The 26,425-nt window shown below is 70.1% G+C and carries 22 protein-coding genes, 1 other RNA gene and 1 pseudogene; 8 read left to right on the top strand and 16 right to left on the bottom strand.

From position 1 onward, the window contains the following. Nucleotides 1–46: 46 nt before the first annotated feature. Both ffs and SOM08_RS09875 read left to right on the top strand, forming a co-directional pair. An RNA gene (gene ffs / locus SOM08_RS09880) (signal recognition particle sRNA small type) lies at nucleotides 47–143 on the top strand. Between the two features lie 14 nt (nucleotides 144–157). Then, the gene (locus SOM08_RS09875) at nucleotides 158–511 is read left to right on the top strand and encodes a DOPA 4,5-dioxygenase family protein (RefSeq protein ID WP_322470594.1); all 354 of its coding nucleotides are present in this window, start codon (nucleotides 158–160) and stop codon (nucleotides 509–511) included. A gap of 138 nt (nucleotides 512–649) precedes the next feature. On the opposite strand, the gene SOM08_RS09870 is transcribed toward SOM08_RS09875, so the two are convergent. The 5 genes and pseudogenes from SOM08_RS09870 to SOM08_RS09850 all read right to left on the bottom strand — a co-directional run bounded on the left by SOM08_RS09870 (nucleotide 650) and on the right by SOM08_RS09850 (nucleotide 8,830). Beyond that, on the bottom strand, nucleotides 650–1,591 hold the full coding sequence (locus SOM08_RS09870; protein ID WP_322470593.1) for a hypothetical protein: 942 nt from the start codon (nucleotides 1,589–1,591) through the stop codon (nucleotides 650–652). 130 nt (nucleotides 1,592–1,721) lie between these two features. Further along, nucleotides 1,722–3,028 (bottom strand): annotated as a pseudogene (locus SOM08_RS09865) (TIGR03862 family flavoprotein). Then, nucleotides 3,025–4,242, bottom strand: coding sequence for a 3'-5' exonuclease (locus SOM08_RS09860; protein WP_322470592.1), 1,218 nt, complete (start codon nucleotides 4,240–4,242; stop codon nucleotides 3,025–3,027). Before SOM08_RS09860 ends, SOM08_RS09865 begins: the two are co-directional and overlap by 4 nt. After that, entirely contained in the window at nucleotides 4,191–6,299 is a 2,109-nt protein-coding gene (locus SOM08_RS09855; RefSeq protein WP_322470591.1) for a UvrD-helicase domain-containing protein, read from the bottom strand. The genes SOM08_RS09860 and SOM08_RS09855 overlap by 52 nt, the downstream gene beginning before the upstream one ends. Then, nucleotides 6,296–8,830: a PD-(D/E)XK nuclease family protein gene (locus SOM08_RS09850; RefSeq protein WP_322470590.1), complete on the bottom strand. Its 2,535-nt coding sequence runs from the start codon at nucleotides 8,828–8,830 to the stop codon at nucleotides 6,296–6,298. Before SOM08_RS09850 ends, SOM08_RS09855 begins: the two co-directional genes overlap by 4 nt. Before the next feature lie 213 nt (nucleotides 8,831–9,043). On the opposite strand from SOM08_RS09850, the gene trxA reads away from it, so the two are divergent. The 4 genes from trxA to SOM08_RS09830 all read left to right on the top strand — a co-directional run bounded on the left by trxA (nucleotide 9,044) and on the right by SOM08_RS09830 (nucleotide 13,084). Then, nucleotides 9,044–9,376, top strand: a complete 333-nt coding sequence (trxA, locus tag SOM08_RS09845; RefSeq protein WP_070397983.1) for a thioredoxin TrxA — start codon at nucleotides 9,044–9,046, stop codon at nucleotides 9,374–9,376. A gap of 206 nt (nucleotides 9,377–9,582) precedes the next feature. Next, entirely contained in the window at nucleotides 9,583–10,845 is a 1,263-nt protein-coding gene (rho, locus tag SOM08_RS09840) for a transcription termination factor Rho (protein ID WP_070397984.1), read from the top strand. A gap of 170 nt (nucleotides 10,846–11,015) precedes the next feature. Continuing rightward, the gene (locus SOM08_RS09835; RefSeq protein ID WP_070397985.1) at nucleotides 11,016–11,270 is read left to right on the top strand and encodes a type B 50S ribosomal protein L31; all 255 of its coding nucleotides are present in this window, start codon (nucleotides 11,016–11,018) and stop codon (nucleotides 11,268–11,270) included. A 110-nt stretch (nucleotides 11,271–11,380) separates the two neighbouring features. Next, complete coding sequence (locus tag SOM08_RS09830) at nucleotides 11,381–13,084, top strand: ArnT family glycosyltransferase (RefSeq protein ID WP_116957785.1); 1,704 nt, start codon at nucleotides 11,381–11,383, stop codon at nucleotides 13,082–13,084. Nucleotides 13,085–13,111: 27 nt separating this feature from the next. Here the strand turns inward: SOM08_RS09830 and phoR are convergent, their stop codons facing one another. The 7 genes from phoR to pstS form a co-directional block, all read right to left on the bottom strand. Beyond that, the gene (phoR, locus tag SOM08_RS09825; RefSeq protein ID WP_116957784.1) at nucleotides 13,112–14,434 is read right to left on the bottom strand and encodes a phosphate regulon sensor histidine kinase PhoR; all 1,323 of its coding nucleotides are present in this window, start codon (nucleotides 14,432–14,434) and stop codon (nucleotides 13,112–13,114) included. Between the two features lie 58 nt (nucleotides 14,435–14,492). Beyond that, the gene (gene phoB / locus SOM08_RS09820) at nucleotides 14,493–15,224 is read right to left on the bottom strand and encodes a phosphate regulon transcriptional regulator PhoB (protein WP_116957783.1); all 732 of its coding nucleotides are present in this window, start codon (nucleotides 15,222–15,224) and stop codon (nucleotides 14,493–14,495) included. Next, entirely contained in the window at nucleotides 15,221–15,922 is a 702-nt protein-coding gene (gene phoU / locus SOM08_RS09815; protein ID WP_070397988.1) for a phosphate signaling complex protein PhoU, read from the bottom strand. The genes phoB and phoU overlap by 4 nt, the downstream gene beginning before the upstream one ends. Nucleotides 15,923–15,961: 39 nt before the next feature. Next, entirely contained in the window at nucleotides 15,962–16,789 is an 828-nt protein-coding gene (pstB, locus tag SOM08_RS09810; protein WP_245980814.1) for a phosphate ABC transporter ATP-binding protein PstB, read from the bottom strand. A 38-nt stretch (nucleotides 16,790–16,827) separates the two neighbouring features. Further along, nucleotides 16,828–17,682 (bottom strand): phosphate ABC transporter permease PstA, encoded by an 855-nt coding sequence (gene pstA / locus SOM08_RS09805; protein WP_116957782.1) that lies wholly within the window; start codon nucleotides 17,680–17,682, stop codon nucleotides 16,828–16,830. 19 nt (nucleotides 17,683–17,701) lie between these two features. Further along, nucleotides 17,702–18,694, bottom strand: a complete 993-nt coding sequence (gene pstC / locus SOM08_RS09800; RefSeq protein ID WP_116958005.1) for a phosphate ABC transporter permease subunit PstC — start codon at nucleotides 18,692–18,694, stop codon at nucleotides 17,702–17,704. Between the two features lie 145 nt (nucleotides 18,695–18,839). After that, a complete protein-coding gene (gene pstS / locus SOM08_RS09795; RefSeq protein WP_070397991.1) occupies nucleotides 18,840–19,871 on the bottom strand; it encodes a phosphate ABC transporter substrate-binding protein PstS in 1,032 nt (343 codons plus the stop codon). Nucleotides 19,872–20,067: 196 nt separating this feature from the next. Between pstS and SOM08_RS09790 the strand changes: the two genes are divergently transcribed. Continuing rightward, nucleotides 20,068–21,555, top strand: a complete 1,488-nt coding sequence (locus SOM08_RS09790; protein ID WP_116957781.1) for a Ppx/GppA phosphatase family protein — start codon at nucleotides 20,068–20,070, stop codon at nucleotides 21,553–21,555. Nucleotides 21,556–21,627: 72 nt separating this feature from the next. Beyond that, a complete protein-coding gene (locus SOM08_RS09785; protein ID WP_181936416.1) occupies nucleotides 21,628–22,089 on the top strand; it encodes a hypothetical protein in 462 nt (153 codons plus the stop codon). Between the two features lie 7 nt (nucleotides 22,090–22,096). Here SOM08_RS09785 and SOM08_RS09780 read toward each other — a convergent pair whose 3' ends face one another. Genes SOM08_RS09780 through SOM08_RS09765 form a run of 4 tightly spaced genes read right to left on the bottom strand, consistent with a single transcriptional unit; the run spans nucleotide 22,097 to nucleotide 26,385 of the window. Next, complete coding sequence (locus SOM08_RS09780; RefSeq protein ID WP_116958004.1) at nucleotides 22,097–22,579, bottom strand: SixA phosphatase family protein; 483 nt, start codon at nucleotides 22,577–22,579, stop codon at nucleotides 22,097–22,099. Between the two features lie 25 nt (nucleotides 22,580–22,604). Next, nucleotides 22,605–24,683 carry a polyphosphate kinase 1 gene (gene ppk1 / locus SOM08_RS09775; protein WP_116957780.1) on the bottom strand — a complete coding sequence of 693 codons (2,079 nt, stop codon included), beginning with the start codon at nucleotides 24,681–24,683 and terminating at the stop codon, nucleotides 22,605–22,607. After that, the gene (locus SOM08_RS09770; protein WP_116957779.1) at nucleotides 24,680–25,603 is read right to left on the bottom strand and encodes a UDP-2,3-diacylglucosamine diphosphatase; all 924 of its coding nucleotides are present in this window, start codon (nucleotides 25,601–25,603) and stop codon (nucleotides 24,680–24,682) included. The genes ppk1 and SOM08_RS09770 overlap by 4 nt, the downstream gene beginning before the upstream one ends. After that, the gene (locus tag SOM08_RS09765; protein ID WP_116957778.1) at nucleotides 25,603–26,385 is read right to left on the bottom strand and encodes a GNAT family N-acetyltransferase; all 783 of its coding nucleotides are present in this window, start codon (nucleotides 26,383–26,385) and stop codon (nucleotides 25,603–25,605) included. The genes SOM08_RS09770 and SOM08_RS09765 overlap by 1 nt, the downstream gene beginning before the upstream one ends. Nucleotides 26,386–26,425: the final 40 nt, after the last annotated feature.

The following is a 26,425-nucleotide window of genomic DNA, read 5'->3' as shown; positions in this document are numbered from 1 at the left end:
CCCGTGCCCCGGTGGCGGTCATGCCCCGTCGCCTACAATCGCGGGTGACGGGCCTTCCCGCATGGTGAAGCGGCCAACCGGGTCAGGTGGGGAACCAAGCAGCCCTAACTGTGGAGCCAGTGCCGGGGTCAAGGCTCGTCACCTTCTTTCTCTTCCCATGTCCCCGCGCGATCCCTCTTCCATCGCCAGCTGGCACGCCCACGTCTACTTCGACGCCGCCACGCGCGACGCGGCCTGGGCCCTGCGGGAATTGATCGCCAGCGATCTGGCCGAGCGGGTGCAGATCGGCCGTTTCCACGAAAAACCCGTGGGGCCACACCCGATGTGGTCGTACCAACTGGCCTTTGAGGCCGACCAGTTTTCGTGTGTGACCAGCTGGCTCGCGCTCAACCATGGCGCGCTTGATGTGTTCATCCACCCCAACACCGGCGATGAACTGGGCGACCACCGCGACAGCGCCTTGTGGCTGGGCAGGTCGTATGCGCTGGTCCTCAGCGCCTTGAGCGACTGAATTAAGCGACCGAACCGCGCCCGCCTAGCGGCGGGAGGCGGCTTGGCGATTCATCCGCCCCAAACACAACGGGAGATGCCGACAGCATCTCCCGTTGAGGTGGATCGCGATGCTGGTCCACCGCGCGTCAGCGCGCCCTTACAGCCCCGCGTTCGCGAGTTCGTTGTACAGCTTCATGAACCGGTTGGCTTCCGAGGGCGGCACGCGGACGAGGAAGGGCGTATTCCACAGCAGGTGGTGAAGCGCCTCGGTGCGAGTGCCGAATGTGATGCCATCGAATCCGTTCAAGGCTTGGATCGAACGCCCCCCCTTGGCCAGTTTTTCCGTCCCCCCCGTCGTGATGAACGTCAGCAGGTCCGACACCGGTTGGCCCGCGGATGACCGCGCCTCGAAAGGGTTCTCGCCGCCGTACGTCTGACGCGCATAGGCGGTCACGGCGGCGTCGAGTTCGCGAGACCATCTGACGCGGCCTTGGCGCATCGCGTCGTATCGTTCCTGCAGTTCATGAGGAAGTGCAGGATGGAACGCCGACACGACCGCATCGAGTTCCACGAGAGGGCTCGCACTGGCAGCACCAGACGCCAGCTTCTGTCGGGCAAGCGCCGTCAGCTGGTTGCCAAAGCCGGTCTCTTTCAAGAATCGGTCTTTCTCTTCGCGGCGCTGGAAACGCTGAAAGGCTCCGCTGGAGGGGTCGGCCAGTGTGCGTACCGCCGCGCGCAGCTTCGGTGTCACGTCGAACGCATCGCTGCCGTTCTTTTCAGCGATTTGCGCCACGAATGTCGCCGCTTCGCGCACCGTGGGATCCGGGTGGAACAGGTTCTCGACGCCCAGTTTGTGAAAGAACCGGTGGGTATCCCGGTTGATGGCATCCATGCCTTTCTGACACCGCTTGAACCAGTTGGGCGTCGCCATCGACAGCTCTCGAAACCCCGGCAGCTTGAAGACGAAGGCTTGCTTCGCCTGGGGATTGCGACCGAGCACCCTATCCACTCTTTGGGCGGTGGCGCTGCCCTGGTCGACGGGCACCTGCGGCGCTGTCACGGGAGTCGATGAACGCTTGATGGCGGTGGGTTGGGTCATCGAAGGGCTTTCACGAAGGAAGGAGATGAGGGCAAATGGCAACCCCGGATGGCCGGGGCCTGCGCTGAGTAACGGGCCCCAGGGCAAAGTTCATCCGCGCCCCTCGCCACCGCCACCCAGCCCTGGCCGTTCAGCCCGGCCGCACCCAGCGCCGCATCGCGTCTCCCGCCCACGCCCCGCTGGCCAGGCTGGCCGTCAGCAGGTAGCCCCCCGTGGGTGCCTCCCAGTCGAGCATCTCGCCCGCCACGAACAGGCCGGGCCGCCCGCGCGCCATCAGGCCCTCGTCCAAACACGCCAGGCGCACGCCGCCGGCCGTGCTGATGGCCTCGGCCATCGGGCGGGGGCGGATCAGGCGCAGCGGCAGGGCCTTGATGGCGACCGCGAGGCGCGCGGCGTCGTGCATGGCCTCACGGTCCAGGCATTCGTTGAGCAAGGCGAGCTTGATGCCGTCGAGCCCGAGCCGGCCCTTCAGGTGGCTGGACAGGCTGCGCGAGCCGCGCGGGTGCGCCACCTCCGCCAGCACCCGCTCGGCCGAGCGGTCGGGCAGCAGGTCAACCCACAGCGTGGCCGAGCCCTCACGCGCGATGCCTTCGCGCAGCGGCGCCGACAGCGCATAGACCAGGCTGCCTTCAACGCCGGTGGCGGTGGCGACGAACTCGCCGCGATGCCACTGCCGCGCATCGGGGCGCGCGTCCGGCCGCGCGGCGGCGGCGGCGGCCCGCCCACCGCCACCGCCACGGTCTTGAAGGGCTGGCCCGCCCAGCGCTCGGCGAACACGGCGCTCCAGCCCTCGGCCACCCCGCGCGCCGGCGCGCCCGCCAGGTCGAAGCCGCAGTTGGCGGCCCGCAGATCGGCCACGTCGAGACCCGCCTCGCGCAAGCGCGGCACCCAGGCGCCGTCGGAGCCCAGGCGCGGCCAGCTCGCACCGCCCAGGGCCAGCAAGGCGGCGCGCGCGTGCACCGTCCGCTCGCCGTCGGGGGTGTGGAAGCGCAGCCCACCATCGGCGCCGAAGCCCAGCCAGCGGTGCCGCATGTGGAAGTGCACGGCCTCGCCGCCCGGCGCCGGGTGCCGCAGCCGGTGCAGCCAGGCGCGCAGCAGCGGCGCGGCCTTCATGTCGGTGGGGAACACCCGCCGCGAACTGCCGACGAAGGTGCCGATGCCCAGGCCCTCGGCCCAGTCGCGCACCTGCTGCGGGCCGAAGCGTTCGAGCAGGGGCCTCAGCGCCCCGGCGCGTTCGCCGAAGCGCGAAACGAAGGCGTCGAAGGCTTCGGCGTGCGTGAGATTGAGGCCGCCCTTGCCGGCGAGCAGAAACTTGCGCCCCACCGAGGGCATGGCGTCGAACAGGTCCACGGGCACACCAGCGCCCGACAGCACCTCGGCCGCCATCAGGCCCGCCGGGCCACCGCCGACGATGGCCACGCGTTGATCAGGCTTCATTCCCCGCTCCATTCGAACACCCGCCCTTGCGGGTTGATGAACGCCAGGCGCAACGGCTCCCCGGGGTGGATGGCCGACACCGCCGCGCGGTAAGCCGCCATCTGCTCGCGGTGCGCGGGCACGGTGTGCGGCGCTTCGTGGGTCTTGAAGTCCAGCACCCACCAGGTGCCGCTGGCGCGCTCGCGCACCAGGCGGTCGAGGCGGCGCAGCTGCCCGCCGTGCAGCAGCTCCACCTCGTTGCCCCATTGTTCGACGAGCCCGTCGTCCCAGGCCCAGGCCGCTTCGCCGCGCACGATGCGGCGCGCGGCCTCGACGGCCCGGGCGCCGCCGGCGGCGTCGAGCGCGTGCCGCTCGGCGGCGGCGCGCTGGTGCGTGGGGGTCCAGTCAAACCCGCGCGCGGGTGTGGGGCACCACTGCAGCAGCTGGTGCACGGCGCGACCGAAACGGGTCTGCTCGTCGGCCTCGGCCGCTTCGGTGTCGGCCACCGGTTCCGGGGCCACGCGCAAGCCGGGCAACGCGTGCAGGACAAACGGCTCGGCGTCGGCCCGCGCGGCGGGCGCGGCGGCCTCGGGCGCGGCCAGCGGCTCGGCGAGCGGCGACAGCCGCTGCCACCAGGACGCGCCGGTGCCCGCGCGGCCGGGCTCGAAGCTGGACACCACGAGCCGGCGGCCCGCGCGCGTCATGGCCACGTAGAGCGCGTTGAGTTCTTCCAGCGAGCGCGCGCGGCGCTCGGCGTCGAGCAGCGCCTGGGCGCAGAGCGGCGCCGACTTCTCGCTCGCCAGGAAGACGAAGCGGCGCGGCTGCGGCGCCTCGCCGGGCCAGTCGACCAGCACGCCCATGGTTTCGGCGCGCGCGGGCGCCGCGTCGGTGTCGAGCAGCAGCACGGTGTCGGCCTCCAGGCCCTTGGCGCCGTGGATGGTGAGCAGGCGCACCGCGCCGGGCGTGGCCACCGGCGGCAGCGGCGTGCCACCGGCCTTGAGCGCGCGCACGAAGCGGTAGGCGCTGAGGAAGCGGCCACCTTCGTGGTCGAGCGCCTGCCCCAGCAGGGCCTGCAGCTGCGCCAGCGTGGCGGCGCGCTGCGCAGGCGGCACGGCGCGCAGGTAGCGCGCGGGCAGATCGCCGTCGCGGAACACGAGCGAGAGCGCGTCGTGCGGCGGCAGGTTCAGCAGTGCCTCGCGCCAGGCCCGCCAGCCAGCGTGGCGGTGTCGCGCCACAGCGGCGGGACCTCGGCCGAGCCGGCCGCGTCCTGCAGCACGGGCCACCAGCGCGCGCCCGCGCCGGCCGCGCGCACGGCGGCGGCCAGCGCGGCCAGGTCCTCGTCGCCCCAGCCGCCGATGGGCGAGCGCAGGGCGCGCGCCAGGCTCAGGTCGTGGCCCGGGGACACCAGGGCGTCGATGAGCGCGATGACATCCTGCACGGCGGGCGCCTCGGCCAGGTCCAGCTTCTCGGGCTGTTCGCTGGCGATGCCGCGCTCGCGCAAGGCTTCATGCATCCAGCCCAGGCGCTCGCGCTTGCGAGCGAGCACCATCACCTCGTCGGCGCGCAACCGGCCGGCGGCGATCTCATCGGCGATCCAGTCGGCCGCCTGGCGGGCCTCCCGCTCGCTCATCAGGTCCTCGGCCAGGTGGCGGGGCGTGGCCAGGCTGTCGCGCCAGGCGCTCGGGTCCCCCGCCTCTGTGGGGGTGCGCGCCTCGCGCGGGACCACGGGCAGGGACAGCACGGCGCCCGCCTGCGCGCTGGCGGTGGTGTGGGGGCGGAAGGCCGCGCCCACGGCCTCGCCGTACTCGCCCGCGTCCACGGCCCGCTGCAAGGCGGTGTTGACGGCGTCCACCACGGCGATGGCGCAGCGGCGCGTGTGGTCGCAGGCCAGCAGCGAGCCGCCCAGGCCCTCGACCACGAAAGCCTGGGCCGCGCGGAACACCTGCGGCTCGGCGCGGCGGAAGCGGTAGATGGACTGCTTGGGGTCGCCGACGATGAAGACGCTGGGGGCCTGTCCCGGCCCGGCACCCGCGTAGGCCGAGAGCCAGCCGTACAGGGCCTGCCATTGCAGCGGGTTGGTGTCCTGGAATTCGTCGATGAGCAGGTGGCGCACGCGCGCGTCCAGGCGCTGCTGCAGCCAGCCGGAGAGCTCGGCGTCGCCCAGCAGGCGGCGCGCCGCGCCCTCCACGTCGTTCATGTCGACCCAGCCGCGTTCGCGCTTGAGCTCGGCCAGCGCGCTCAGCAGCACACGCGTGAGCCGCGCCAGCCGCTGGTGGTGCACCCAGGCGCGCTGCTGGCGTTCGGCCTGCAGCGCTTCTTCGATGCGCGCGTGCGCGGCCTGCACGGCGGGCAGCGCGTCGGGCTGGGCCCCCAGTTTGAGTGGCGTCCCCTTCGCCGTGGTGAGGGCAGAAATAGCGGCCCGTCCATCGCCACTGGTCACTGCCTCTTCTAGCTCGCGTGCCGCCTTCTCAGACTTCTTGAGCTTGCTGAAACCACCCAGCGCTGTCGCGGCGGCCATCAGTTCCGCACGGAAACGTTCGTTGAGCACCAGCCAGGCGACAGGGTCGTCGCCCGCCTCGGCCCAGTCGGGCATCTGCTCGGCCAACGGCCGCACGGCGCCGTCGACGGCGCCCGCGCTGTCGGCCCACTGGAACTCCACCCGCTTGGCGACCGCGTTGCGCAGCGCGGCCAGGGTCTGGTGGCGACCGATGTCGGCCACGCTGGCGAAGAAGTCCTCGCGCGCGGCGGCGTCCTGCGCGAGCGCGGCATAAAACCGCGGCCACAACCGCTGAAGGATGGCGCTGTCGTCTTCCTGCAGCTCGTACTGGGGCGGCAAGCCCAGCTCTTGCAGCACCGACAGGGGCGCGCCGCGCAGCAGCGCCGCGAACCAGCTGTGGAAGGTGCGCAGTTGCACCGGACGGCCGTGTTGGCGCAACCGCTCGCGCAGGCCGCGCGCGGCGGGCACCAGGGCGCTCGCGGCGGCCTCGTTCAGGCCGCGCATCACCAGCGCGGCGCACAGTTCGTCGTCGCTCAGCCGGGACCATTCGGCCACCGCCTGCTGCAGGCGCTCGCGCATCTCGCCTGCGGCCTTCTTGGTGAAGGTGATGGCCAGGATGTCCTGCGGCAGCGCGCCGTCGAGCAGCGCGCGCAGGATGCGCGAAACCAGCATCCAGGTCTTGCCGGCGCCGGCGCAGGCCTCCACCGCCACACTGCGCGCCGGGTCGCAGGCGCGGGCATAGAAGGCCTCGGGGCCAGCAGGCTGGCCATCGACGCGGTAAGCAAGCCCGCTCATGGCAGTCCCTGCACGCCGTCGGTCGACGGGGTCCAGAAATCCTTGCGGCACAGGCCGCGCGCCGCGCAGTACTCGCAGGCCATGCCCTCGCCCAACGCCCGCATGGCGGCACCGCCGGCCACGCGGTCGAGGTCGTGCACCAAGCCCTGCACGATGGCGTCGCGCGCCGCCAGCACCTCGGTCTGCTCGATCAGCTTCGCGGGTTCGTCGCGCTCGCCGCGCGTGTCGGCGATGCTGAGGTAGGCCGCGCGCAGGCGCGGCTCGGGCAGCAGCGCGGCGTAGAAGGCCAGTTGCGTGTCCTCCATCGGCTCCTTCACGCGCGCCTCGGTGCGCGCGCGGCTCTCGGTTTTGTGGTCGATGACGAAGCTCTCGCGGCCATCGGCGTCGCGCCGCGCGTCGATGCGGTCGAGCCGGCCATACAAGGCCCAGCGGCCCGCGCGCTGCTCGCGCTCGGCCTCGGCCGCCACGAAGCGCCAGCCCTCGGCCTCGTGCGGCCAGAGCCAGCGCAGGTAGGCCTCGCGCAGCGCGGGCCAGACGGCGCGGTACGGCAGGAAGCCGCCGGCCTGCACCTCATCACCCAGGCCCATGTCCAGCGCCACACGCTCGGCCAGCGCGTCGAGCGCGGCGCGGTCGGCGTCCTCGCCCGGGCGATCGTCGCCGCGCGCTTCGTGGAAAGCGCGCAGCACCGCGTGCAGCCAGTTGCCCAGGTCGCCCTGGTCGGGTTCGGCGTCGAGCTCGTCCACCTCGTCGAGCCGCAACTGGCGGCGCGCGAAGAAGCGGTAGGGGCAGGTGCGCAGGTCGTCGTAGGCGCTGGCGGACAGGCGCTCGGGCAGCAGCGCGGGCGCGCGGGCCGCGGGCGGGGCCGTGCCGCCCGCGGGCACGGCGCTGGCGGGCAGCAGCTCGCTGGCCGGGCGCGGTTCGATGCCGTCGATGAAGGCGCTGGGCAGCAGCGCCTCGCCGGCCTCGTGGCGGCGCCACAGCGCGTCCACCGGCGCGCCGTCGAACAACTGCGCCCAGGCCGAGGCCTCGGCGCGGGCCAGGGCCTCGCGGTCGGGCAGGCCCAGCAGCGCGCGCTGTGCGGCGGTCCAGGCGCTGTCGGGTTCGGGGCTGGCGCTCAGGTGGCGTTCGTCGCTGCCGGGCGCCACCACGGCGGCCACGCGGCGGCCCAGGCGCTGCGCCATCGGCAGCACGACGACCTGCGGCGCGCCACGCCACGGTGGCTGGAACACCGCGCCCTCGAGCACGTCGCGCACCCAGGCGGCGAAGGCCGTGAGCGGCCAGCGGGCCTTGGCGCCGCGCTCACCGGCGGCGGCCTCACCCAGGCCGTCGAGTTCGTGCGCGCCCTCGCCCAATCGCAACACGCCAATCAGTTGGCGGCCGGCTTCGTCGGCCTGCAGGGCAGCCCACTGGCCGCTGCGCTCCAGGGCCGCCGCGGTGTCCTTGAGCCACAGGAGCAAGGGGCGCGAGGCCTGCAGTTCGGCGCGCTGGGGATCGATGTCGGCGCCGCGCCAGTCCAGCGGCACGGCGGACCAGCGCGCCACACCCCGCTGCCGCAGCCGCCGCTCCAGCGACTCCACCGCCAGCGGCGGGAAGGCCGGCGAGAGCTTGAGCCAATCCAGCACCTCGTCGGTGCTGGCGCGCGCGTCCGCCGCGCGCAGCAGGGCCATCAGGCTGGCGGCCGCGCGCGTGGTGGACAGCTTCCAGCCGGTCTCGTCGCGCAGGCGCACGCCGGCGCCCACCAGCAGCGCGCTCGCACGGCGGGTGAGCAAGCGGTCGTTGGCGATCAGCGCCACCGGCGCACGCCCGGCGTTGAGGTGTTCGATGGCGCAGGCGGCCGCGGCCTGGGCCTCGGCCTCGAAGTCCTCGCAGGCCCACACGCGCGGGGCCGGCTCGGCGGGCGCCGACCAGGCGAGCCGAGCGGCGCGATCACCCCAGTGGGCCAGCAAGGCCTCGGCCAGCGGGTCGGGGTGGTGGCCGGGCAGGCACAGCAGGCGGTCGGCGTCGGCACCGGGTGCGGCCAGCGGTGACCACAAGGCGTCGGTGACGTAGGCCGAGCTGCCCGCCCAGGTGATGGCCAGGCTCGCCACCAGCGACTCCCATTGCGCGGCGGCCGAGCCCAGCGTGGCGGCCAACGCGGCGCGGCGGTCCTCGGCCCAGGCCGCGCGCCGCTCGGGCGGCTGCGCGGCCGCCAGCGGGGCCAGCTGCCGCGCGGCGCCGATGAGGCGCGCCACCAATTCGCGGCGCAGGCCGGGCTCCAGGCGCTCGCGCACCACGCGCTCTATCCAGGCGGCGGCGACCAGCGCGTCGCGCGCCATGTCGTGGCTGATGTCGTCCGAGCCCGGCCGCCAGGGCGACAGCGCGGCGGCCCAATCGCGCGCCGTGGTGAAGCGCGGCGCGAAGCCCGAGGCCTGCGGCGCACGGGCGGCCCAGGCGCGGCGCGCCTCGGCCACGAGCGCTCCGTAGGGCAGCAGCACGACCACGCGCGACGGCGCCAGGCCCGCCTGGGCGACCTGGCGCGCCAGTTCGTCCATGGGCAGGCGCCACGCGCACGGCATCCCGCCGTCCTGCACAGCGCCGGCCACAAGGGCTGACTCGTCGTGAGGTCTCGCGGGCGCTGGCGTCATGGATGGGGGGTTTCTGTCACAATGCGGCCGCTTGCACGAGGGAGCCGATGTCGTCGCCCGGCCTGCCGCAAGCGCCGCACTGTAACCTCCCACCGCTCACCGAACACCCAAGGACGAACCATGGCCAGCGACCTGATCAAACACGTTTCCGATGCCAGCTTCAAGGCCGATGTGCTGGACAGCAAAGCCCCGGTGCTGGTGGATTTCTGGGCCGAATGGTGCGGCCCCTGCAAGATGATCGCGCCCATCCTGGACGAGGTCGCCGGCACCTACGACGGCAAGCTGCAGGTCGCCAAGCTCAACGTCGACGACAACCGCGATGTGCCCGCCAAATTCGGCATCCGCGGCATCCCCACGCTGATGCTGTTCAAGGACGGCCAGCTCGCCGCCACCAAGGTGGGCGCCCTCAGCAAGGCCCAGCTCACCGCCTTCATCGACCAGCAGTTGGCCTGACCCCCCTCCCTGGCCCGGGCACCCGCCCGGGCCCCGAGCCGCGCGCGGGCTCGGCGACAGGGCGCACACGCAGCGATTCCTGTCATAATCCGCCGCAACGCGGGCAGCAAGCCCGCCGCTTTCCCCCAGCGCAACGTCCGTCATCCGGACCGCAGCGCCCACCTCCCCGCTCATCCCCCTATCGCCTCCGCCCTGGAGTGACGGCTATGCACCTGAACGAACTCAAGGCCCTGCACGTTTCCGAAGTGGTCAAGCAGGCCGAAGCGCTCGAAATCGAAAACACCGGCCGCATGCGCAAGCAGGAGCTGATGTTCGCCATCATCAAGAAGCGAGCGAAAGCCGGCGAACAGATCTTCGCCGACGGCGTGCTCGAGGTCCTGCCCGATGGCTTCGGCTTCCTGCGCGCGCCGGACACCAGCTACACGGCCAGCACCGACGACATCTACATCTCGCCCAGCCAGATCCGCCGCTTCAACCTGCACACCGGCGACATGATCGAGGGCGAGGTCCGCATCCCCAAGGACGGCGAACGCTACTTCGCCCTCAACAAGCTCGACAAGATCAACGGCCTGGCTCCCGAGGAGAACAAGCACAAGATCATGTTCGAGAACCTGACGCCTCTGTTCCCCAAGGAGCAGATGCGCCTGGAACGCGACATCAAGAGCGAAGAGAACATCACCGGTCGCATCATCGACATCATCGCGCCCATCGGCCGCGGCCAGCGCGCGCTGATCGTCGCCCCGCCCAAGAGCGGCAAGACGGTGATGATGCAGCACATCTGCCACGCCATCACCGCCAACCACCCCGACGTGGAGCTCATGGTCCTGCTGGTGGACGAGCGCCCCGAGGAAGTGACCGAGATGCAGCGCACCGTGCGCGGCGAGGTCATCGCCTCCACCTTCGACGAACCGGCCGCCCGCCACGTGCACGTGGCCGAGATGGTGATCGAACGCGCCAAGCGCTTGGTCGAGCTCAAGAAAGACGTGGTGATCATGCTCGACTCGATCACCCGCCTGGCCCGCGCCTACAACAACGTGCTGCCCTCCTCGGGCAAGGTGCTCACCGGCGGCGTGGACGCCAACGCCCTGCAGCGGCCCAAGCGATTCTTCGGCGCGGCGCGCAAGGTGGAGGAAGGCGGCTCGCTGACCATCATCGCCACCGCCCTGGTTGATACCGGCTCGCGCATGGACGAGGTGATCTTCGAGGAGTTCAAGGGCACCGGCAACTGCGAGATCCACCTGGACCGCCGCCTGTACGAAAAGCGCGTCTTCCCTTCCATCCAGCTCAACCGCAGCGGCACCCGCCGCGAAGAGCTGCTGTTGCAGCCCGAGATCCTGCAGAAGACCCGGATCCTGCGCCAGTTCATGTACAACATGGACGAGATCGAGGCCATGGAAATGGTCCTCAAGAGCATGAAGGCGACGAAGAACAACTCCGAGTTCTTCGACATGATGCGCCGAGGAGGCTAAGCCTCCCGCGCCCCCCTGGACGGGGGCCCAGGCCCGCGGCCCGGCCAAGCCGGTCCCGCGCCATTCCCGGCCAGACATTCGCGCTCGGCTATAATCGCCGGCTTTGCTTGGCGGCAAGTACGTCGGAAGGGTTCCGGCGCGGCTGTCGCAACCGACCTCAAGGAACCGCCATGAAAGAAGGCATCCACCCGAACTACCGCCCGGTCTGCTTCCAGGACCTGTCGAACGGCGCCCAGTTCATCATCAATTCCTGCGCCCCCACCAAGGAAACCGTCAAGCTGGACGATGGCCGCGAACTGCCGCTGTTCAAGCTCGACACCTCCAGCGAGTCGCACCCCTTCTACACGGGCACGCAGAAGAGCGTGGACAACATGGGCGGCCGCGTCGAGAAGTTCCGCAACCGCTACGCCAAGGCAGCCAAGTAAGCCTGGCGCCTGGCCCCCCAAAAGCAGCCGCCACCGGCTGCTTTTTTTTTGCCCCCGCCGCCACGCGCACGCCGCTTGCCCCGGCCATGCCGCTTGTATAGTCCCCAGCCGTGAACCGCCCGACGCCCGCCATCGTGAGCCAGTCGGCCGTGCGCCGCCTGCCGCGCGTGGCCCTGATTCTGTTCTGCGTGGCCTATGTGCTGCCCGGCTTCCTGGGCCGCGAGCCCTGGAAGAACGCCGACGTCGGCGCATTCGGGGCCATGGCCGAAATGGCCGCCGGCGGCAGCTGGTGGCACCCCGCCGTGCTGGGCCTGCCGGTGGAGGACGCCGCCCTGCTGCCCTACTGGCTGGGCGCGCTGTTCATCAAGGCCCTGCCGTTCCTGCCCCCCGATTTCGCGGCCCGCCTGCCCTTTGGCCTGCTGCTGGCGCTCACCCTGAGCTGCACCTGGTACGCGGTGTACCAGCTGGCGCGCCAGCCCGCCGCCCTGCCCGTGGCCTTCGCCTTCGGCGGTGAGGCGCAACCGGCCGACTACGCCCGCGCCCTGGCCGACGCCGGCTTGCTGGCCCTGGTGGCCTGCCTGGGCCTGGCGCAGTTCTCGCATGAAACCACGCCCGACGGGGTGCGCCTGGCCGCCACCGCCGCCATGCTGCTCGGCGCCGCCCGGCTGGCGCATCCCAGCCTGCCCCGCGCCTGGCGCGGCCTCATGTGGTGGGCGGGCGGTTGGCTGGCGCTGGCGCTCAGCGGCTCGGCCACCCTGGCGCTGACCCTGGGCCTGGGCTGGCTGGCGCTGCTGTGGTTCAACCGCCAGGCTCAGCCCGGCGAAGAACGCCACGATGCCGCCACGCTGGGTGCCGCCAGCGCCGTCGGCGCGCTCATGGCCCTGGGCAGCGCCTGGTCGGGAGCCCTGGCGCTGCCCGACACGTCCCTGGCGCTGAGCCGTCCCTGGGACAGCTGGGGCCGGCTGCTGCTCTGGTTCACTTGGCCGGCCTGGCCGCTGGCGCTCTGGACGGTGTGGCGCTGGCGCCGCCAGTGGCAGCAGCCCCACGTGGCCCTGCCGTTGTGGGCCGCGCTGGTCGTGGTGCTGCACTCCGCGCTGGACCCGGATCGCGACCGCGCCCTGCTGCTCGCCTTGCCCGCGCTGGCCGCGCTGGCCGCCTTCGCCCTGCCCACCTTGCGGCGCAGCGTGGCGGCGCTGATCGACTGGTTCACGCTGCTCTTCTTCTCCTTCTGCGCCCTGGTCATCTGGGTGATCTGGGTGGCCATGATGACCGGCGTGCCGGCCAAGCCCGCCGCCAACGTGGCGCGCCTGGCACCGGGTTTCGTGCCCGAGTTCTCCTTCCTGCTGTTCGCGCTCGGCGCCGCCGCCACGCTGGCCTGGCTGTGGCTCGTGTCCTGGCGGGTGGGCCGCCACCGCGAAGCCATCTGGAAAAGCCTGGTGCTGCCCGCGGCCGGCAGCACGCTGTGCTGGCTTCTGCTGATGACCCTGTGGCTGCCGCTGCTGGACTTCGGCCGCAGCTATGGGCCGATCTCGCGGCGCATCGCGGAGCTGGTGCCCCCGACGTCCTGCGTGCTCGCCGACGGCCTGTCCCAGGCGCAGATCGCGGCCCTGCGGCACCACGGCGGGCTGAGGCTGGTGCGGACCGGCCAGAACGACCCGGCCGGCGCCGACTGCCGCAGCCTGATCGCCACCCCGCAAAGCCAGAGCAGCCTGCACCAGCGCGTCGACCTCACGCAGTGGGCCTTCAAGGCCAACCTCTGGCGCCTCAACGACAGCAAGGAAAGTCTGGTGCTGTACCTGCGCGTAGGCCGCTGAGCCTGCCGCGCCTCGGCTCCGCTCGCCTCAGTCCGGCGCCGTGGTCCTCACCCGTGTGGGCGGCAGGGTGATGGTGAAGGTTGTGCCCTGCCCCACCGTGCTCTGCACGTCGATGCGCCCGCCATGCCGCTGCGCCACGTGCTTCACGATCGCCAGCCCCAGGCCCGTGCCGCCGGTCTCGCGCGAGCGGCTGCGGTCCACGCGGTAGAAGCGCTCCGTCAGGCGCGGCAGGTGCTCGGCCGCGATGCCGGGGCCCGAGTCGCTGACATAGAACTCCGCCAGGCCTTCGTCGTTGATGCGCCAGCCCGGCTCGATGCGGCCGCCGCCCGGCGTGTAGCGTACGGCGTTGCTCATCAGGTTGGACATCGCGCTGATCAGCTCCGTCTTGGCACCCGACACCCAGAACGAGGCGCTGTTCGCCGACGGCTCGATGCGGTGCGGCGTGCTGGCAATCGCCTGGCTCAGGCCACGCGCCTCCTGCACCACATGCTCCAACAACTCCTGCGTGCCGGTCCACTCGCCCGGCCCCGGCGCCGGGCTGCCTTCGAGCCGCGACAAGGTCAGCAGGTCGTTCACCAGCGTTTGCATGCGGTGCGCCTGTTGGCTCATGAGGCCCAGGTACTGCTGGCGCTCCTCTTCGCTGAGCTCCAGGCTCTGCATGGTCTCCACGAAGCCGCTGAGCACCGTCAGCGGCGTGCGGATCTCGTGCGACACGTTGGCCACGAAGTCGCGCCGCATCGTCTCGGCCAGCTGCACGGCCGTGACGTCGCGGGTGATCATCAGCTTGCGCTTCTTGCCGTAAGGGTGGATCTGCAGCGATATCTTGGTCGGCTGCGATGGGCGCGGCCCGATGCCGTCGATGGTGATCTCGTGCCCGAAATCGCCCGCGCTCAGGTAGGCGTTGAACGCCGGGTGACGCACCAGGTTGCGCACGTACTGCCCCAGGTCGCGCTGCGGATCGAAGCCCAGCTGGTTGGACGCGGTGAGGTTGGCCCACTCGATGCGGCCCGTGGCGTCCAGCAGCACCACACCGTTCGGCGAGGCCTGGATCGCGGCCAGGAAGTCTTCCAGGCGGGCGTCGCTGCTGGCGGCCTTTTTCTCCAGCTTCTTGATCAGCTTGCGGCAGCGGTCGAGCAGTTCGCCCCAGAAACCGCCGAGTTCGGGCATGCGCGAGGCATCGGCCTTGTTCAGCCAGCGCAGCACGCGCTGGGCGCGCAGGGCGTCGCGCACGATCCAGATCGAGCAGCCCGCCAGGGCGCCCACGAACGCCAGGGCCGCGCGGTCGGCGGCCCAGCCGACCGCCGCTCCCAACGCCACCAGCAGCAGCAGCTCCAGAATCCGGCGGCTCATGGGGTCACGGGCGCGCAAGCCGCCGCGGTGCGAGCCCTTGCGGGCGGCCGGGCCGGGTTCATGTCGCCGAGAGCGGCGTGCCGGGCGTCTGGCGTGCGGGGCTGCCCATGGCGGTGAGGCGGTAACCCGCGCCGCGCACCGTCTCGACCATGGTCGAGGCCTCACCCAGGGACTCTCTCAATCGCTTGACGTGAACGTCCACGGTGCGCTCCTCGATGAAGACATGGTCTCCCCAGACCTTGTCGAGCAGCGTACCACGGGTGTGCACGCGCTCCGCGTGCTTCATGAGGTAGTGCAGCAGCTTGAACTCGGTGGGCCCCACCTTGAGTTCACGCCCGCGAAAGCTCACGCGGTAGGTGGCCGCGTCGAGTGTGAGCTCGCCCACCTGCACCGAGTCGTTGACGATCTCGGGCGCGCGGCGGCGCAGCACCGCGCGGATACGCGCGAGCAGCTCCTGCGTGGAGAACGGTTTGGTGATGTAGTCATCGGCACCGGCGTCCAGGCCCTGCACCTTGTCGCTCTCGTCGCTGCGCGCGGTGAGCATGAGGATGGGCACGCTCTTGGTGCGTTCGCTCTTGCGCCACTGGCGCGCCAACACCGCGCCGCTTTCGCCGGGCAGCATCCAATCGAGCAGGATCACGTCGGGCAACACCGCGTCCACCTCGCGCTGTGCGGCCGCGCCATCGAACACGATGGTGGGCGCGAAGCCGTTGTGGCGCAGGTTGACGGCGATCAGTTCGGCGATCGAGGGCTCGTCCTCGACGACCAGGATCCGGGGCAGCTTTCTCATCCGGCAACGGACTCCACTTTGTCGACGGGCGTGTGACGGACGTCTTCGCCCTTGACGATGAAAATGATTTGCTCGGCGATGTTCTTCGCGTGGTCGCCGATGCGTTCGATGGACTTGGCCAGGAACAGCAGGTCCAGGCTCGGCGAGATGGTGCGCGGATCTTCCATCATGTAGGTGATGAGCTTGCGCAGGAAGCCGTTGTACTCCTCGTCGATCTGGTCGTCGGCCTTGATGATGGACACCGCCATCTGCGTGTCCAGGCGCGCGAAGGAGTCGAGCGACTTGCGCAGCAGCGCGGCAGCCAGATCGGCCGCCAGGCGCAGCTCGGAGATCGGCAGGTTGCGCGGCGTGCCGTTGCCGATGATCGATTTGACCATGCGCGCCATGCGCGCCACCTCATCGCCCGCGCGCTCCAGGTTCTGCGTGGTGCGCGAGATCGCCATCAGGAAGCGAAGGTCACGCGCCGTGGGTTGGCGGCGTCCGATCGTGGAGATGATCTCGTGGTCGATCGAGAGCTCCATCTGGTTGATGCGGTTCTCGTTCTCTTCCACCTGGAGGGCGGACTCCAGGCTCATGTTGCCCAGGGCGTAGACCGCTTGGTGAAGCTGGGATTCGACCAGGCCGCCCATCTCGAGCACGTGGGTGGAGATGGAGTTCAGCTCGGCGTCGAACTGGCTGGACAGGTGTTTGTCGCTCATTCGCGTGTCTCCCGTGGGGTTGGCGTCTGCAGGGCCGGGTCAGCCGAAGCGGCCGGTGATGTAGTCTTCGGTCGCCGTCTTGGTCGGCTTGAAGAAGATCTGCTCGGTGGCGCCGAACTCGATCAATTCGCCCAGGTACATGTAAGCGGTGTAGTCGCTGCAGCGCGCGGCCTGCTGCATGTTGTGCGTGACGATGGCGATGGTGTAGTCGGACTTGAGCTCATGCACCAGTTCCTCGACCTTGCCGGTGGAGATCGGGTCCAGCGCGGACGTGGGCTCATCGAGCAGCAGCACCGAGGGCTTGACCGCCACGCTGCGCGCGATGCACAGGCGCTGCTGCTGGCCGCCGGACAGCGACAGGCCGCTCTGGTTGAGTTTGTCCTTCACTTCCTTCCACAGCGCGGCCTTGGTCAATGCCCATTCCACGCGGTCGTCCATGTCGCTGCGCGACAGGTTCTCATACAGGCGCACGCCGAAGGCGATGTTGTCGTAGATCGACATCGGGAACGGCGTGGGCTTCTGGAACACCATGCCGATGCGCGCGCGCAGCAGGTTCAGGTCCTGCTTGGGGTCGAGGATGTTCTGTCCGTACAGGCGGATCTCGCCCTCGGCGCGCTGACCGGGGTACAGGCTGTACATGCGGTTGAGCGTGCGCAGCAGCGTGGACTTGCCGCAGCCCGAGGGGCCGATGAAGGCCGTGACGCGCTTTTCCTGAATGTCCAGCGTGACGTTCTTGAGGCCCTGGAACTTGCCGTAGAAGAAGTTCAGGTTGCGCACCTCGAGGGCGTTGCGCGCTTCGCCCGGGGCGGCGGGCGCACGGCTGGCGGCCAGGTTCTCGGGGCGGATGGCGATGGCGGATTCGGACATGGTCGTGTTCCTTGTGGTGCGGTCGGCTCGCGTGGGCGTCAGGCTTTCACCTTGTCGCGGAAGAACACGCGCGCCAGGATGTTGAGCGCCAGCACGGTGAGCGTGATGATCAGCGCGCCAGCCCAGGCCAGGCGGACCCAGTTGTCGTAGGGGCTCATGGCGAACTGGAAGATCACCACCGGCAGGTTGGCCATGGGGCGGCTCATGTCGGTGCTGAAGAACTGGTTGCTCAGTGCGGTGAACAGCAGCGGCGCGGTTTCGCCACTGATGCGGGCCACCGCCAGCAGCAGGCCGGTGATGACGCCGCTCTTGGCCGCGCGCAGCGTGACCATGAGCGAGACCTTCCAGCGCGGCGCGCCGAGCGCGAAGGCCGCCTCGCGCAGACTGCCGGGCACCAGGCGCAGCATGTTCTCGGTGGTGCGAACGACGACCGGCACGGCGATCAGCGAGAGCGCCAGGCTGCCCGCGTAGCCCGAGAAATGGCCCGCCGTGGCGACCGCGATGGAGTACACGAACAGACCGAGCACGATGGATGGGGCCGACAGCATGATGTCGGTGACGAAGCGCGTGAACTCGGCCACCTTGCTGTTGTCGCCGTACTCGGTGAGGTAGATACCCGCCAGGATGCCCACCGGCGTGGACACCAGCACCGACAGGCCCACGATCATCAGGCTGCCCAGCAAGGCGTTGCGCAGGCCGCCCCCTTCCGACCCCGGGGCCGGCGTGTCGGCGGTGAAGACGTTGAGGTCCAGGCCCGCCAGACCGTTGGAGAACAGGACCCACAGGATCCACAGCAGCACGAAGAGCCCCAGGCCCATGGCGCCCATGGAAAGGCTCAGGCCAACGAGGTTGGTGCGCTGGCGGCGCTTGTAGAGCGATTGGTTCATCTGCATGGTGTGTCTCGCTCGGGGCTCAGGCGCCCTTGGCCTTCTCGGTGCGCAGGATCATCCACTTGGCCAGTGCCAGCACCACGAAAGTGATGCAGAACAGCAGGAAGCCCAAGGCGAACAGGGTGTTGAAGTGCAGGCCCTCGGCCTCGCCGAACTCATTGGCCAGCACCGAGGCGATGGAGGTGCCGGGCGAGAACAGCGAGGTGGGCATGCGGTTGGCGTTGCCGATCACGAAGGTGACGGCCATGGTCTCGCCCAGGGCACGTCCCAGGCCGAGCATGATGCCGCCGATGACGCCCTTCTGCGTGTACGGCAGCACCACCTTGGCGACCACCTCCCAGGTGGTGCAGCCCAGGCCGTAGGCCGATTCGCGAAGGATGGGCGGCGTGATCTCGAAGACGTCGCGCATCACCGCCGCAATGAATGGCAGCACCATGAACGCCAGGATGACGCCCGCCGCCAGGATGCCCAGGCCGTTGGGCGCGCCGCCGAACAGCCAGCCGATCAGGGGCATGCCCATCATCAATTCGCGCACCGGCACCTGAAAGTAGTCGGCGAACACCGGTGCAAACACGAACAGGCCGAACATGCCGTAGATGATGGATGGCACGGCCGCCAGCAGCTCGATGGCGGTGCCCAGCGGCCGGCGCAGCCACACGGGACAGGTCTCGGTGAGAAAGAGCGCGATGCCGAAGGCCAGCGGCACGCCGAACAGCATGGCGATGCCCGCGCTGAGCAGGGTGCCGACGATCGCGATGGCGGCGCCGTACTGCTCATTGACGATGTCCCACTCCACGGTCCACAGGAACTTCAAGCCAAAGGTCTTGAAGGTGGGCCAGGCGTTGAGGAACAGGGAAACGATGATGCCCACCAGCGCCACGAGCACCAGCAGCGAGAAGGCCTGGGTCAGGCGGTGAAAGACGAGGTCTTGCCATTGCTGGCGGCGGGCGACGGCCATCATGGCGTCGTCGCTGCGCTGGTCACGCGCACCGGATGGGGAACGGGAGGAAGCCATGCTGGTGCCTGCGCTGCGGGTGGTGGTGTTCATCGGACCCCCTTCGGGCCGTTTATGACGGACTGTATGACAGACATCGGACCGAAAAAACCCACCGGCCGGCCTGTGCCCACCGGTGGGTTCGTCGGGGCCCGGGCCCCGACGATCAGCGGGCGATCTGCGACCAGACCTTGTCGCGGATCTGGCCGGTCACCGCGTCGGGCATCGGCACGTAGTCCAGGTCGATGGCGGCCTGCTTGCCGTTCTTGAAGGCCCAGTCGAAGAACTTGAGCACCTCGGCCGACTGCGCCTTGTCGGCCGGCTGCTTGTACATGAGGATGAACGAGGCGGTGCTGATGGGCCAGCTGTCCTTGCCCTTGGCGTTCACCATGGACACGCCCATGCCCGGCACGCTGAACCAGTCCACGCCGGCGGCGGCCGCCGCGAAGCTCTTGTCATCGGGCTGCACGTACTGGCCGTCGGCGTTCTGCAGCGTCATGTGGGGGATGTTGTTCTTCTTGGCGTAGGCGTACTCGACGTAGCCGATCGCGCCGCGGGTGCGGCTGACGTTGGCGGCCACGCCTTCGTTGCCCTTGCCACCCACCGAGGTGGCGGCCGGCCACTTCACGGCGGCACCCTTGCCCACCGCGTCGGCCCAGTCCTTGCTGACGGCGCTCAGGTAGTCGGTGAAGTTGAAGGTCGTGCCCGAACCGTCGGCGCGGTGCACCACGGTGATGGCGGTGTTGGGCAGGGTCTTGCCGGGATTCAACGCGGCGATCTTGGCGTCGTTCCAGGCGGTGATCTTGCCCAGGAACATCTCGGCCAGCACGGGGCCGGTGATGCGCACCGAGCCGGGGGCGAAACCTTCGAGGTTGAACACCGGCACGGTGCCGCCGATGATGGCGGGGAACTGCACCATGGCGTCCTTGTCGAGGTCGGCGCCGCTCACCGGGGCGTCGGAGGCGCCGAAGGCCACCGTCTTGGCGCGGATCTGGCGCAGGCCGCCCGACGAGCCGATCGACTGGTAGTTCAGGCCGGTACCCGTCTGAGCCTTGTACATCTCCGCCCACTTGGCATAGATCGGGAACGGGAACGTGGCGCCGGCGCCGGTGATGTCGGCGGCGTGCGCGGTACCGAGGGCGACGGTGGCCATCGCGGCAGCGGCCAGGGCTTTCAGGAGGGTGCGTTTGCTGTTCATGCGAGGGGTCCTCAGGGGTTGCGGAAAAGGCGGACGAACGGACTTTATGGAGGCTGTGTGACAACTGCGTGACATCAAAAGCCCGTCACAAAAAGAACCACCCACGCCACCCCCGCCACCGCCCACGCCCGGGGCATGCGTCACAATCGGCGCCTCGCCTCCCTGCGGGGTTCACCCGCACGCCCCCCATTTCTTCATGCAAAACGGAACCCTCCTCGCCGCCGTTGACCTCGGCTCGAACAGCTTTCGCCTGGAGATCGGCCGCTACCACGCCGGCCACATCGAGCGGGTGGAGTACCTGAAGGAAACGGTGCGCCAGGGCAACGGGCTGGACGAGGAAAAAAACCTGGGTTCGGCCGCCATGGTGCGCGGCTGGGAATGCCTGGCGCGCTTCGGCGAGCGCTTGCAGGGCTTCAAGAAGCAGCAGGTGCGCGCCGTGGCCACGCAGACCTTGCGCGAGGCCCGCAACCGGGACGAATTCCTCAACCGGGCGCAGCAGGTGCTGGGCTTTCCGATCGAGGTGGTTTCGGGCCATGAGGAGGCGCGGCTGATCTACCAGGGCGTCTCGCGGCTGCTGCCGCATTCCGACGAGCGCCGCCTCGTCGTCGACATCGGCGGGCGCTCCACCGAAATGATCATGGGCCAGGGCTACACCGCCGAGGTGCTGGAGTCCTACCGGCTGGGCAGCGTGGCCTGGTCCTCGCGCTACTTCCCGCGCGGCCAGTTCACCGCGTCCACGCTCAAGACGGCCGAGGTGGCCGCCAAGGCCGTGCTGGACGAGGCGCTGGACAAGTTCCCGCCCGCGCAGTGGCACGTGGCCTACGGTTCCTCCGGCACGGTGGGCTCCATCGCCGACATGCTGGGTGCCAACGGCTGGGCCATGGGACTGATCACCCGCTCGGGCCTGGACTGGCTGACCGAGCGGCTGCTGCGCGCCGGCCACGTGGACAACCTGCGCCTCGACGGCCTGAAGGACGACCGCCGTCCCGTGCTGGCGGGCGGCCTGGCGGTGTTGCGCGCGATCTTCGACCTCTACGGCCTGGACCAGATGCTGCCCGCGCAGGGCGCGCTGCGCCACGGCGCGCTGTACGACCTGATCGACCGCGAGAGCGATGGCGGCGATGTGCGCGAGCGCACCGTGCGCTGGCTGGCGCAGCGCTTCTCAGCCGATGAGGCGCAGGCGCGCCGCGTGGGCGAGGTGGCCAACGCCCTGTTCTCGCAGATCGCCGCGCCGGACGAGCAGGACAGCCGCTACTCGCAGAAGCTGGCCTGGGCGGCGCAGCTGCACGAGATCGGCTCACACATCTCGCACGAGCGCAACCACCACCACGGGGCGTACATCCTGGACAACCTGGACGCACCGGGTTTTTCGCTGCGCGAGCTGCACCGCATGAGCGAACTGGTGCTGGGACAGCGCGGCAAGCTGCGCAAGCTGGAGCAGTCGCTGCAGGACGAGCTGTTCGCCAAACAGCTCATCTGCCTGCGACTGGCGGTGCTGCTGTGCCACGCGCGCCAGATGCCCGAGTACCAGGCGATGCGCCTGAACTACAAGTCGGGCGCTTTCAAGCTGTCCACGCCATCGGGCTGGGCTCGGCGCTTCCCGCAGTCTGCCTGGCTGTTGGGTGAAGAGGTACAGGCCTGGCAGAAAGTGTCGGCCTGGAAGTTCACGGCGGACGTCCGCTGACGCCGCCCTGCCTTTTTCATATAAACCGTTTATACGGTTTATACTGAACGCCCCATTAACCAAGGAGCGTTCATGGCGCCTGCCACCGACAAGTCCACCAGCAAGAAGCCCAAGCTCGTTCGCGACAGCTTCACCATCCCGAAGAACGAGTTCGCCGCGATCGAAACGCTCAAGACCCGCGCCATCGCCCTGGGCATCAGTGTCAAGAAGAGCGAGTTGCTGCGCGCCGGACTGATGGTGCTGCAAGGCCTGAGCGACGCTGCCTACAAGGCCGCCGTGGCCGCCGTGCCCACGCTCAAGACCGGCCGGCCGGCCGCCGAAGCGCCCGCCGCCCCGCCGGCCCCGTCGAAGCAGAAGACCGCGGCGAAGCAGCCAGCCGCCAAGAAGGCCACCCGACCCGCCACACAACCCGCCGCCAGGGCCGCGCCCAAGGCGCCGGCCAAAACCGCCGCGAAGCCCACGGCCAAAGCTGCGGCGAAGCCGGCCCCCGCCAGGAAGGCCTCCCCCCGCAAGGCGCCCGCCAAGGCCGCCTGAGCCGGCGTCACAGCATTTCGGGCGTCTGCACCGTCACGACCACGGTCTCGCCCACGCCGGCGCGCTCGCGGTGGCGCAGCCACCACAACGCGCCTTTTTTCACCGAGCAATCGTCCTCGGTAAAGCCCAGCAGGCGCGCGACCACCTGGCCCAGGGTGGGCTGGTGGCCCACCACCAGCACGGGGCTTCTTCCCGCCGGCCACTGCACCAGGTCCAGCAGGGCCTCGGCGCTGGCCTCGGGTGCGATCGCCTCGCTCAGCTTGTAGCGCCGGCCCAGCGCCATCACCGTCTGCTCGCAGCGAGCGGCCGGGCTGCTCCAGACCCGCGCGCCCTCCGGCAGCTGGCGGTCCAGCCAGGCCGCCATCCGCGCGGCCTGCTTCTCGCCGCGCGGCGTGAGCCGGCGCGCCAGGTCGAGGCGGTCGCCCGGCAGGCCTTCGGCCGCGTCGGGGTGGTCCTGCGCTTCGGCGTGGCGCCACAGGATCAGGTCCATGCCGCGCACCGCCATGGCCATGCCTTCAGCCTTTCCCGCCATGCCGGGCCATCAGGCTGGCCTGGGCCGACTGCAGGTGGTGACGCTGGCGCCCCGAGGCGCCCTGCCCGGCCGGCACATAGCGGCCGTCCGGCTGCAGCAGCCAGGCATCGCGCGTGTCGTGCAGATACGCGTTGAGGCATTCGTCCACGATGCGCTGGCGCAAGGCCGGATCGGTCACCGGCCAGGCCAGCTCCACGCGGCGCAGCATGTTGCGGTTCATCCAGTCGGCGCTGGCCAGCCAGACCTCTTCCTCGCCACCCACGCGGAAGTGGTACACGCGCGAATGCTCCAGCAGGCGGCCGATGACCGAGCGCACGCGCACGTTGTCGGTGAAACCCGGCACGCCGGCCGGCAGCACGCAGGCGCCGCGCACGATGAGGTCAATCTTCACGCCCTGCTGCGAGGCCGAGGCCAGCGCGCGCGCCAGCGGTTCGTCGGTGAGGGCGTTCATCTTCAGCGTGATGCGCGCGTCCTGCCCGCGCGCCGCCGCCTCGCCCGCGGCGGCCACCTTGTCGAGCATGGCCTTGTGCAGCAGGAAGGGCGCGATCAGCGCCTTGTTGAGCCGGGCGAGGCGGTTCTGGCTGGCCAGGTGCAGGAAGACCTGGTCCACGTCGGCGGTGAGCGCCTCATCGGCCGTGAGGGTGCTCAGGTCGGTGTAGACGCGCGCGGTGCCGGGGTTGTAGTTGCCGGTGGACAGGTGTGCGTAGCGGCGCAGGCCCTCGGCCTCGCGGCGCGTGATCAGCAGCATCTTGGCATGCGTCTTGAGGCCGACCACGCCGTACACCACCTGCGCGCCCACGGACTCCAGGCGCTCGGCGTAGTTGATGTTGGCTTCCTCGTCGAAGCGGGCCTTGAGCTCCACCACCGCCGTCACTTCCTTGCCGCGGCGCACCGCCTCGCGCAACAGGTCCATGAGCTCGCTCTTGGCGCCCGTGCGGTAGATGGTCTGCTTGATCGCCAGCACATCGGGGTCTTCCACCGCCTCGCGCAGAAAGGACAGCACCGCGTCGAAACTCTCGTACGGCTGGTGGATGAGCACGTCGCCCTGGCGCAGCCGCTCGAAGAAGGACTGGCCCGGCGTGAGCTGCAGCGGCCAGCCGGGCAGGTAGGGCTCGAAGCGCAGCTCGGGTGCGTCGACCTTGTCGATGAGCTGGTTCAGGCGCACCAGGTTCACCGGGCCGGGCACGCGGTACAGGCAGGCCTCGGGCAGGCCGAACTGCTCCAGCAGGAAGTCGGACAGGAAGGTGGAGGCGCCGGCCGACACCTCCAGCCGCAGCGCCTGGCCGTAGTGGCGCTGCTGCAGGCCCTTGCGCAGCGCGGTGCGCAGGTTCTTCACCTCTTCCTCGTCCACCGCCAGGTCGGAGTGGCGCGTGACGCGGAACTGCGAAAACTCGGTCACCTGGCGACCGGGGAACAGGTCGCCCAGGTGCGTGCGGATCAGGCTGGAGATGGAGACGAAGTGGATCTGCCGCGAGCCCTTCACCGACGGCAGGCGGAAGAAGCGCGGCAGGATGCGCGGCACCTTGACGATGGCGATCTCGTTTTCGCGCCCGAAGGCGTCTTTGCCCGTGAGGCGCACGATGAAGTTGAGCGACTTGTTCGCCACCTGCGGAAACGGGTGCGCCGGGTCCAGGCCCACGGGCATCAGCAGGGGCTGCACCTCGTTGTGGAAGATCTCGCGCACGTGGCGGCGCTGGCGCGCGTTGCGCTCGCTGTGGGCGACGATCTTGATGCCTTTCTTCTCGAGCGCGGGCAGCAGCTCGTCGTTGTAGATGGCGTACTGCTGGGCCACCAACTCGTGCACCTTGGCCGACAGGGCCTCGAAGGTCTGGGCGGTGTAGAGGCCGCGCGTCTCGTGGGCCTTGGCCGCCGCCAGCTGCGGCGCCATGCGCACCTCGAAGAATTCGTCCAGGTTGCTGGAGACGATGCTGAGGTAGCGCAGGCGCTCCAGTTCGGGCACGTCGGGGCGGCGCGCCCAGTCCATGACGCGTTCGTTGAACGCGAGGATGCTGTGGTCGCGATCGAGGAGGGAAAAGCGCGGAATGGAGGCAGAGCCGATCATGCGCCGATTATGGTTTGGCCGCGCGCATTTTCACCATGCGCGATGCCCTCGGGCAAGGCGCCCGGCGCCCAGTGCACCAACTCCAGCCGGCCGTCCAGGTGCTCCACCAGGGCCGACAGACTTTCCACCCAGTCGCCGTCGTTGCAGTACAGCGTGCCGTCGATGCTGCGCATCTCGGGCCGGTGGATGTGGCCGCAGACCACGCCGTGGTAGCCGCGCGAGCGGGCCTCGGCCGCCACGGCGCGCTCGAAGTCCATCACGTAGTTCAGGGCCTTCTTGACCTTGTGCTTGAGGTACTGGGAGAGCGACCAGTACGGCAGGCCCAGGCGCGCCCGCAGCGAATTGAGGTGGCGGTTCAGGCGCAACAGCAGCTCGTAGGCGTTGTCCCCCAGGTAGGCCAGCCACTTCGCGCACTGGATGACGCCGTCGAAGTGGTCGCCATGCACCACCCACAGGCGGCGACCGTCGGCCGTGAGGTGCACGGCCTCGTTGCTGACCTCGATGCCACCGAACTGGTGGCCGTCGAACTGGCGCGCGAACTCGTCGTGGTTGCCGGGCACGAAGACCACGCGGCAGCCCTTGCGGGCGCGGCGCAGCAGCTTCTGCACCACGTCGTTGTGCGACTGCGGCCAGAACCATTTGCGGCGCAGTTGCCAGCCGTCGATGATGTCGCCGACCAGGTACAGGGTGTCGCTCGGGTGCCGCTTGAGGAATTCCAGCAGCTGGCGCGCCTGGCAGCCGGCTGTGCCCAGGTGCAGGTCGGAGATGAAAACGGCCCGGTAGCGGGCGCGCTCCGGGCCGTCGGGGGTGTCGTCGCCGTCGTCGTCGGCCCCCAGGTCGATGGGCAGGACACCACCGGCCGCAGCCGGCAGGCGCGAACGCGCCGCCCAGCCACCCAGTGCATCAAAAGCGGATCGCATCAGGCGTTCCCCAACAGGTGTTTGCGGTAGCGAGCGGGCAGATCGCCCAAGCGCATCAGCATGGGCAGGTCGGCGGTGTTGAAGTCCGGGTCCCAGGCCGGCGGCCCCAGTACCTTGGCGCCCAGCCGCAGGTAGCCCTTGATGAGGGCCGGCGGCTCCACCTCGAGCGAATCGTCCAGCCGGTCGACGGGCAACGGCAGGCGCGGGCGAACGTGCCAGTCGATGGGCGCCAGGTGGCGCTCGCGCACCTGGCGCCAGAGGCTGGCGGCCAGGCGGCCGTCGTGCTGCATGGGGATGCTGGCGCAGCCGATCATCACGTCCAGCGCATTGCGCTGCATGAAGTCGCCCAGCGCGCCCCACAGCGCCAGGATCACGCCGCCCTGGCGATGCGCCGGGTGCACGCAGCTGCGGCCCAGCTCCACCATGCGCTCTCGCACCTGGCGCAGGCGGGTGAGGTCGAACTCGGTGTCGCTGTAGGTGCTGCCCACGCGGCGCGCCTGCACGGGCGTGAGCACACGGTAGGTGCCGACCACCGCGCCGGTCGCGGCGTCGCACACCAGCAGGTGCTCGCAGAAGTCGTCGAAGAGGTCGATGTCGTGGCCGGGCAGCGGCGTGGACAGCCGTGCACCCATCTCGCCCGCGAAGACCTCGAAGCGCAGGCGCTGCGCCGCGCGCACGTCGTCGAGGTGGCGCGCCCAGCGCACCTGCAGGCCGCTGGCGCGTTCGGGCGCGGGCGGGGCCATGGGCGGCGCCGGCGCCGCGGAGATCAAGGTCTTGTCCATGGCCTTTCATGCTGCGCCGCTTGCGTGGCGCACCCATGGC

Origin of the sequence: Hydrogenophaga sp. SNF1 (assembly GCF_034421675.1) — a bacterium.
GTDB lineage: Bacteria > Pseudomonadota > Gammaproteobacteria > Burkholderiales > Burkholderiaceae_C > Hydrogenophaga > Hydrogenophaga borbori.
The sequence above is the reverse complement of the archived record's forward strand: the minus strand, read 5'-3'. Positions and strand labels throughout refer to the sequence as shown.

What these genes read in the sequence shown, in the direction of transcription:
- SOM08_RS09875 (WP_322470594.1), top strand. Translation starts at nt 158, where the DNA reads ATGTCCCCGCGCGATCCCTCTTCCATCGCCAGCTGGCACGCCCACGTC.
- SOM08_RS09870 (WP_322470593.1), bottom strand. Translation starts at nt 1,591, where the DNA reads ATGACCCAACCCACCGCCATCAAGCGTTCATCGACTCCCGTGACAGCG.
- SOM08_RS09855 (WP_322470591.1), bottom strand. Translation starts at nt 6,299, where the DNA reads ATGAGCGGGCTTGCTTACCGCGTCGATGGCCAGCCTGCTGGCCCCGAG.
- SOM08_RS09850 (WP_322470590.1), bottom strand. Translation starts at nt 8,830, where the DNA reads ATGGACGAACTGGCGCGCCAGGTCGCCCAGGCGGGCCTGGCGCCGTCG.
- trxA (WP_070397983.1), top strand. Translation starts at nt 9,044, where the DNA reads ATGGCCAGCGACCTGATCAAACACGTTTCCGATGCCAGCTTCAAGGCC.
- rho (WP_070397984.1), top strand. Translation starts at nt 9,583, where the DNA reads ATGCACCTGAACGAACTCAAGGCCCTGCACGTTTCCGAAGTGGTCAAG.
- SOM08_RS09835 (WP_070397985.1), top strand. Translation starts at nt 11,016, where the DNA reads ATGAAAGAAGGCATCCACCCGAACTACCGCCCGGTCTGCTTCCAGGAC.
- phoR (WP_116957784.1), bottom strand. Translation starts at nt 14,434, where the DNA reads ATGAGCCGCCGGATTCTGGAGCTGCTGCTGCTGGTGGCGTTGGGAGCG.
- phoB (WP_116957783.1), bottom strand. Translation starts at nt 15,224, where the DNA reads ATGAGAAAGCTGCCCCGGATCCTGGTCGTCGAGGACGAGCCCTCGATC.
- phoU (WP_070397988.1), bottom strand. Translation starts at nt 15,922, where the DNA reads ATGAGCGACAAACACCTGTCCAGCCAGTTCGACGCCGAGCTGAACTCC.
- pstB (WP_245980814.1), bottom strand. Translation starts at nt 16,789, where the DNA reads ATGTCCGAATCCGCCATCGCCATCCGCCCCGAGAACCTGGCCGCCAGC.
- pstA (WP_116957782.1), bottom strand. Translation starts at nt 17,682, where the DNA reads ATGCAGATGAACCAATCGCTCTACAAGCGCCGCCAGCGCACCAACCTC.
- pstC (WP_116958005.1), bottom strand. Translation starts at nt 18,694, where the DNA reads ATGGCTTCCTCCCGTTCCCCATCCGGTGCGCGTGACCAGCGCAGCGAC.
- pstS (WP_070397991.1), bottom strand. Translation starts at nt 19,871, where the DNA reads ATGAACAGCAAACGCACCCTCCTGAAAGCCCTGGCCGCTGCCGCGATG.
- SOM08_RS09790 (WP_116957781.1), top strand. Translation starts at nt 20,068, where the DNA reads ATGCAAAACGGAACCCTCCTCGCCGCCGTTGACCTCGGCTCGAACAGC.
- SOM08_RS09785 (WP_181936416.1), top strand. Translation starts at nt 21,628, where the DNA reads ATGGCGCCTGCCACCGACAAGTCCACCAGCAAGAAGCCCAAGCTCGTT.
- SOM08_RS09780 (WP_116958004.1), bottom strand. Translation starts at nt 22,579, where the DNA reads ATGGACCTGATCCTGTGGCGCCACGCCGAAGCGCAGGACCACCCCGAC.
- ppk1 (WP_116957780.1), bottom strand. Translation starts at nt 24,683, where the DNA reads ATGATCGGCTCTGCCTCCATTCCGCGCTTTTCCCTCCTCGATCGCGAC.
- SOM08_RS09770 (WP_116957779.1), bottom strand. Translation starts at nt 25,603, where the DNA reads ATGCGATCCGCTTTTGATGCACTGGGTGGCTGGGCGGCGCGTTCGCGC.
- SOM08_RS09765 (WP_116957778.1), bottom strand. Translation starts at nt 26,385, where the DNA reads ATGGACAAGACCTTGATCTCCGCGGCGCCGGCGCCGCCCATGGCCCCG.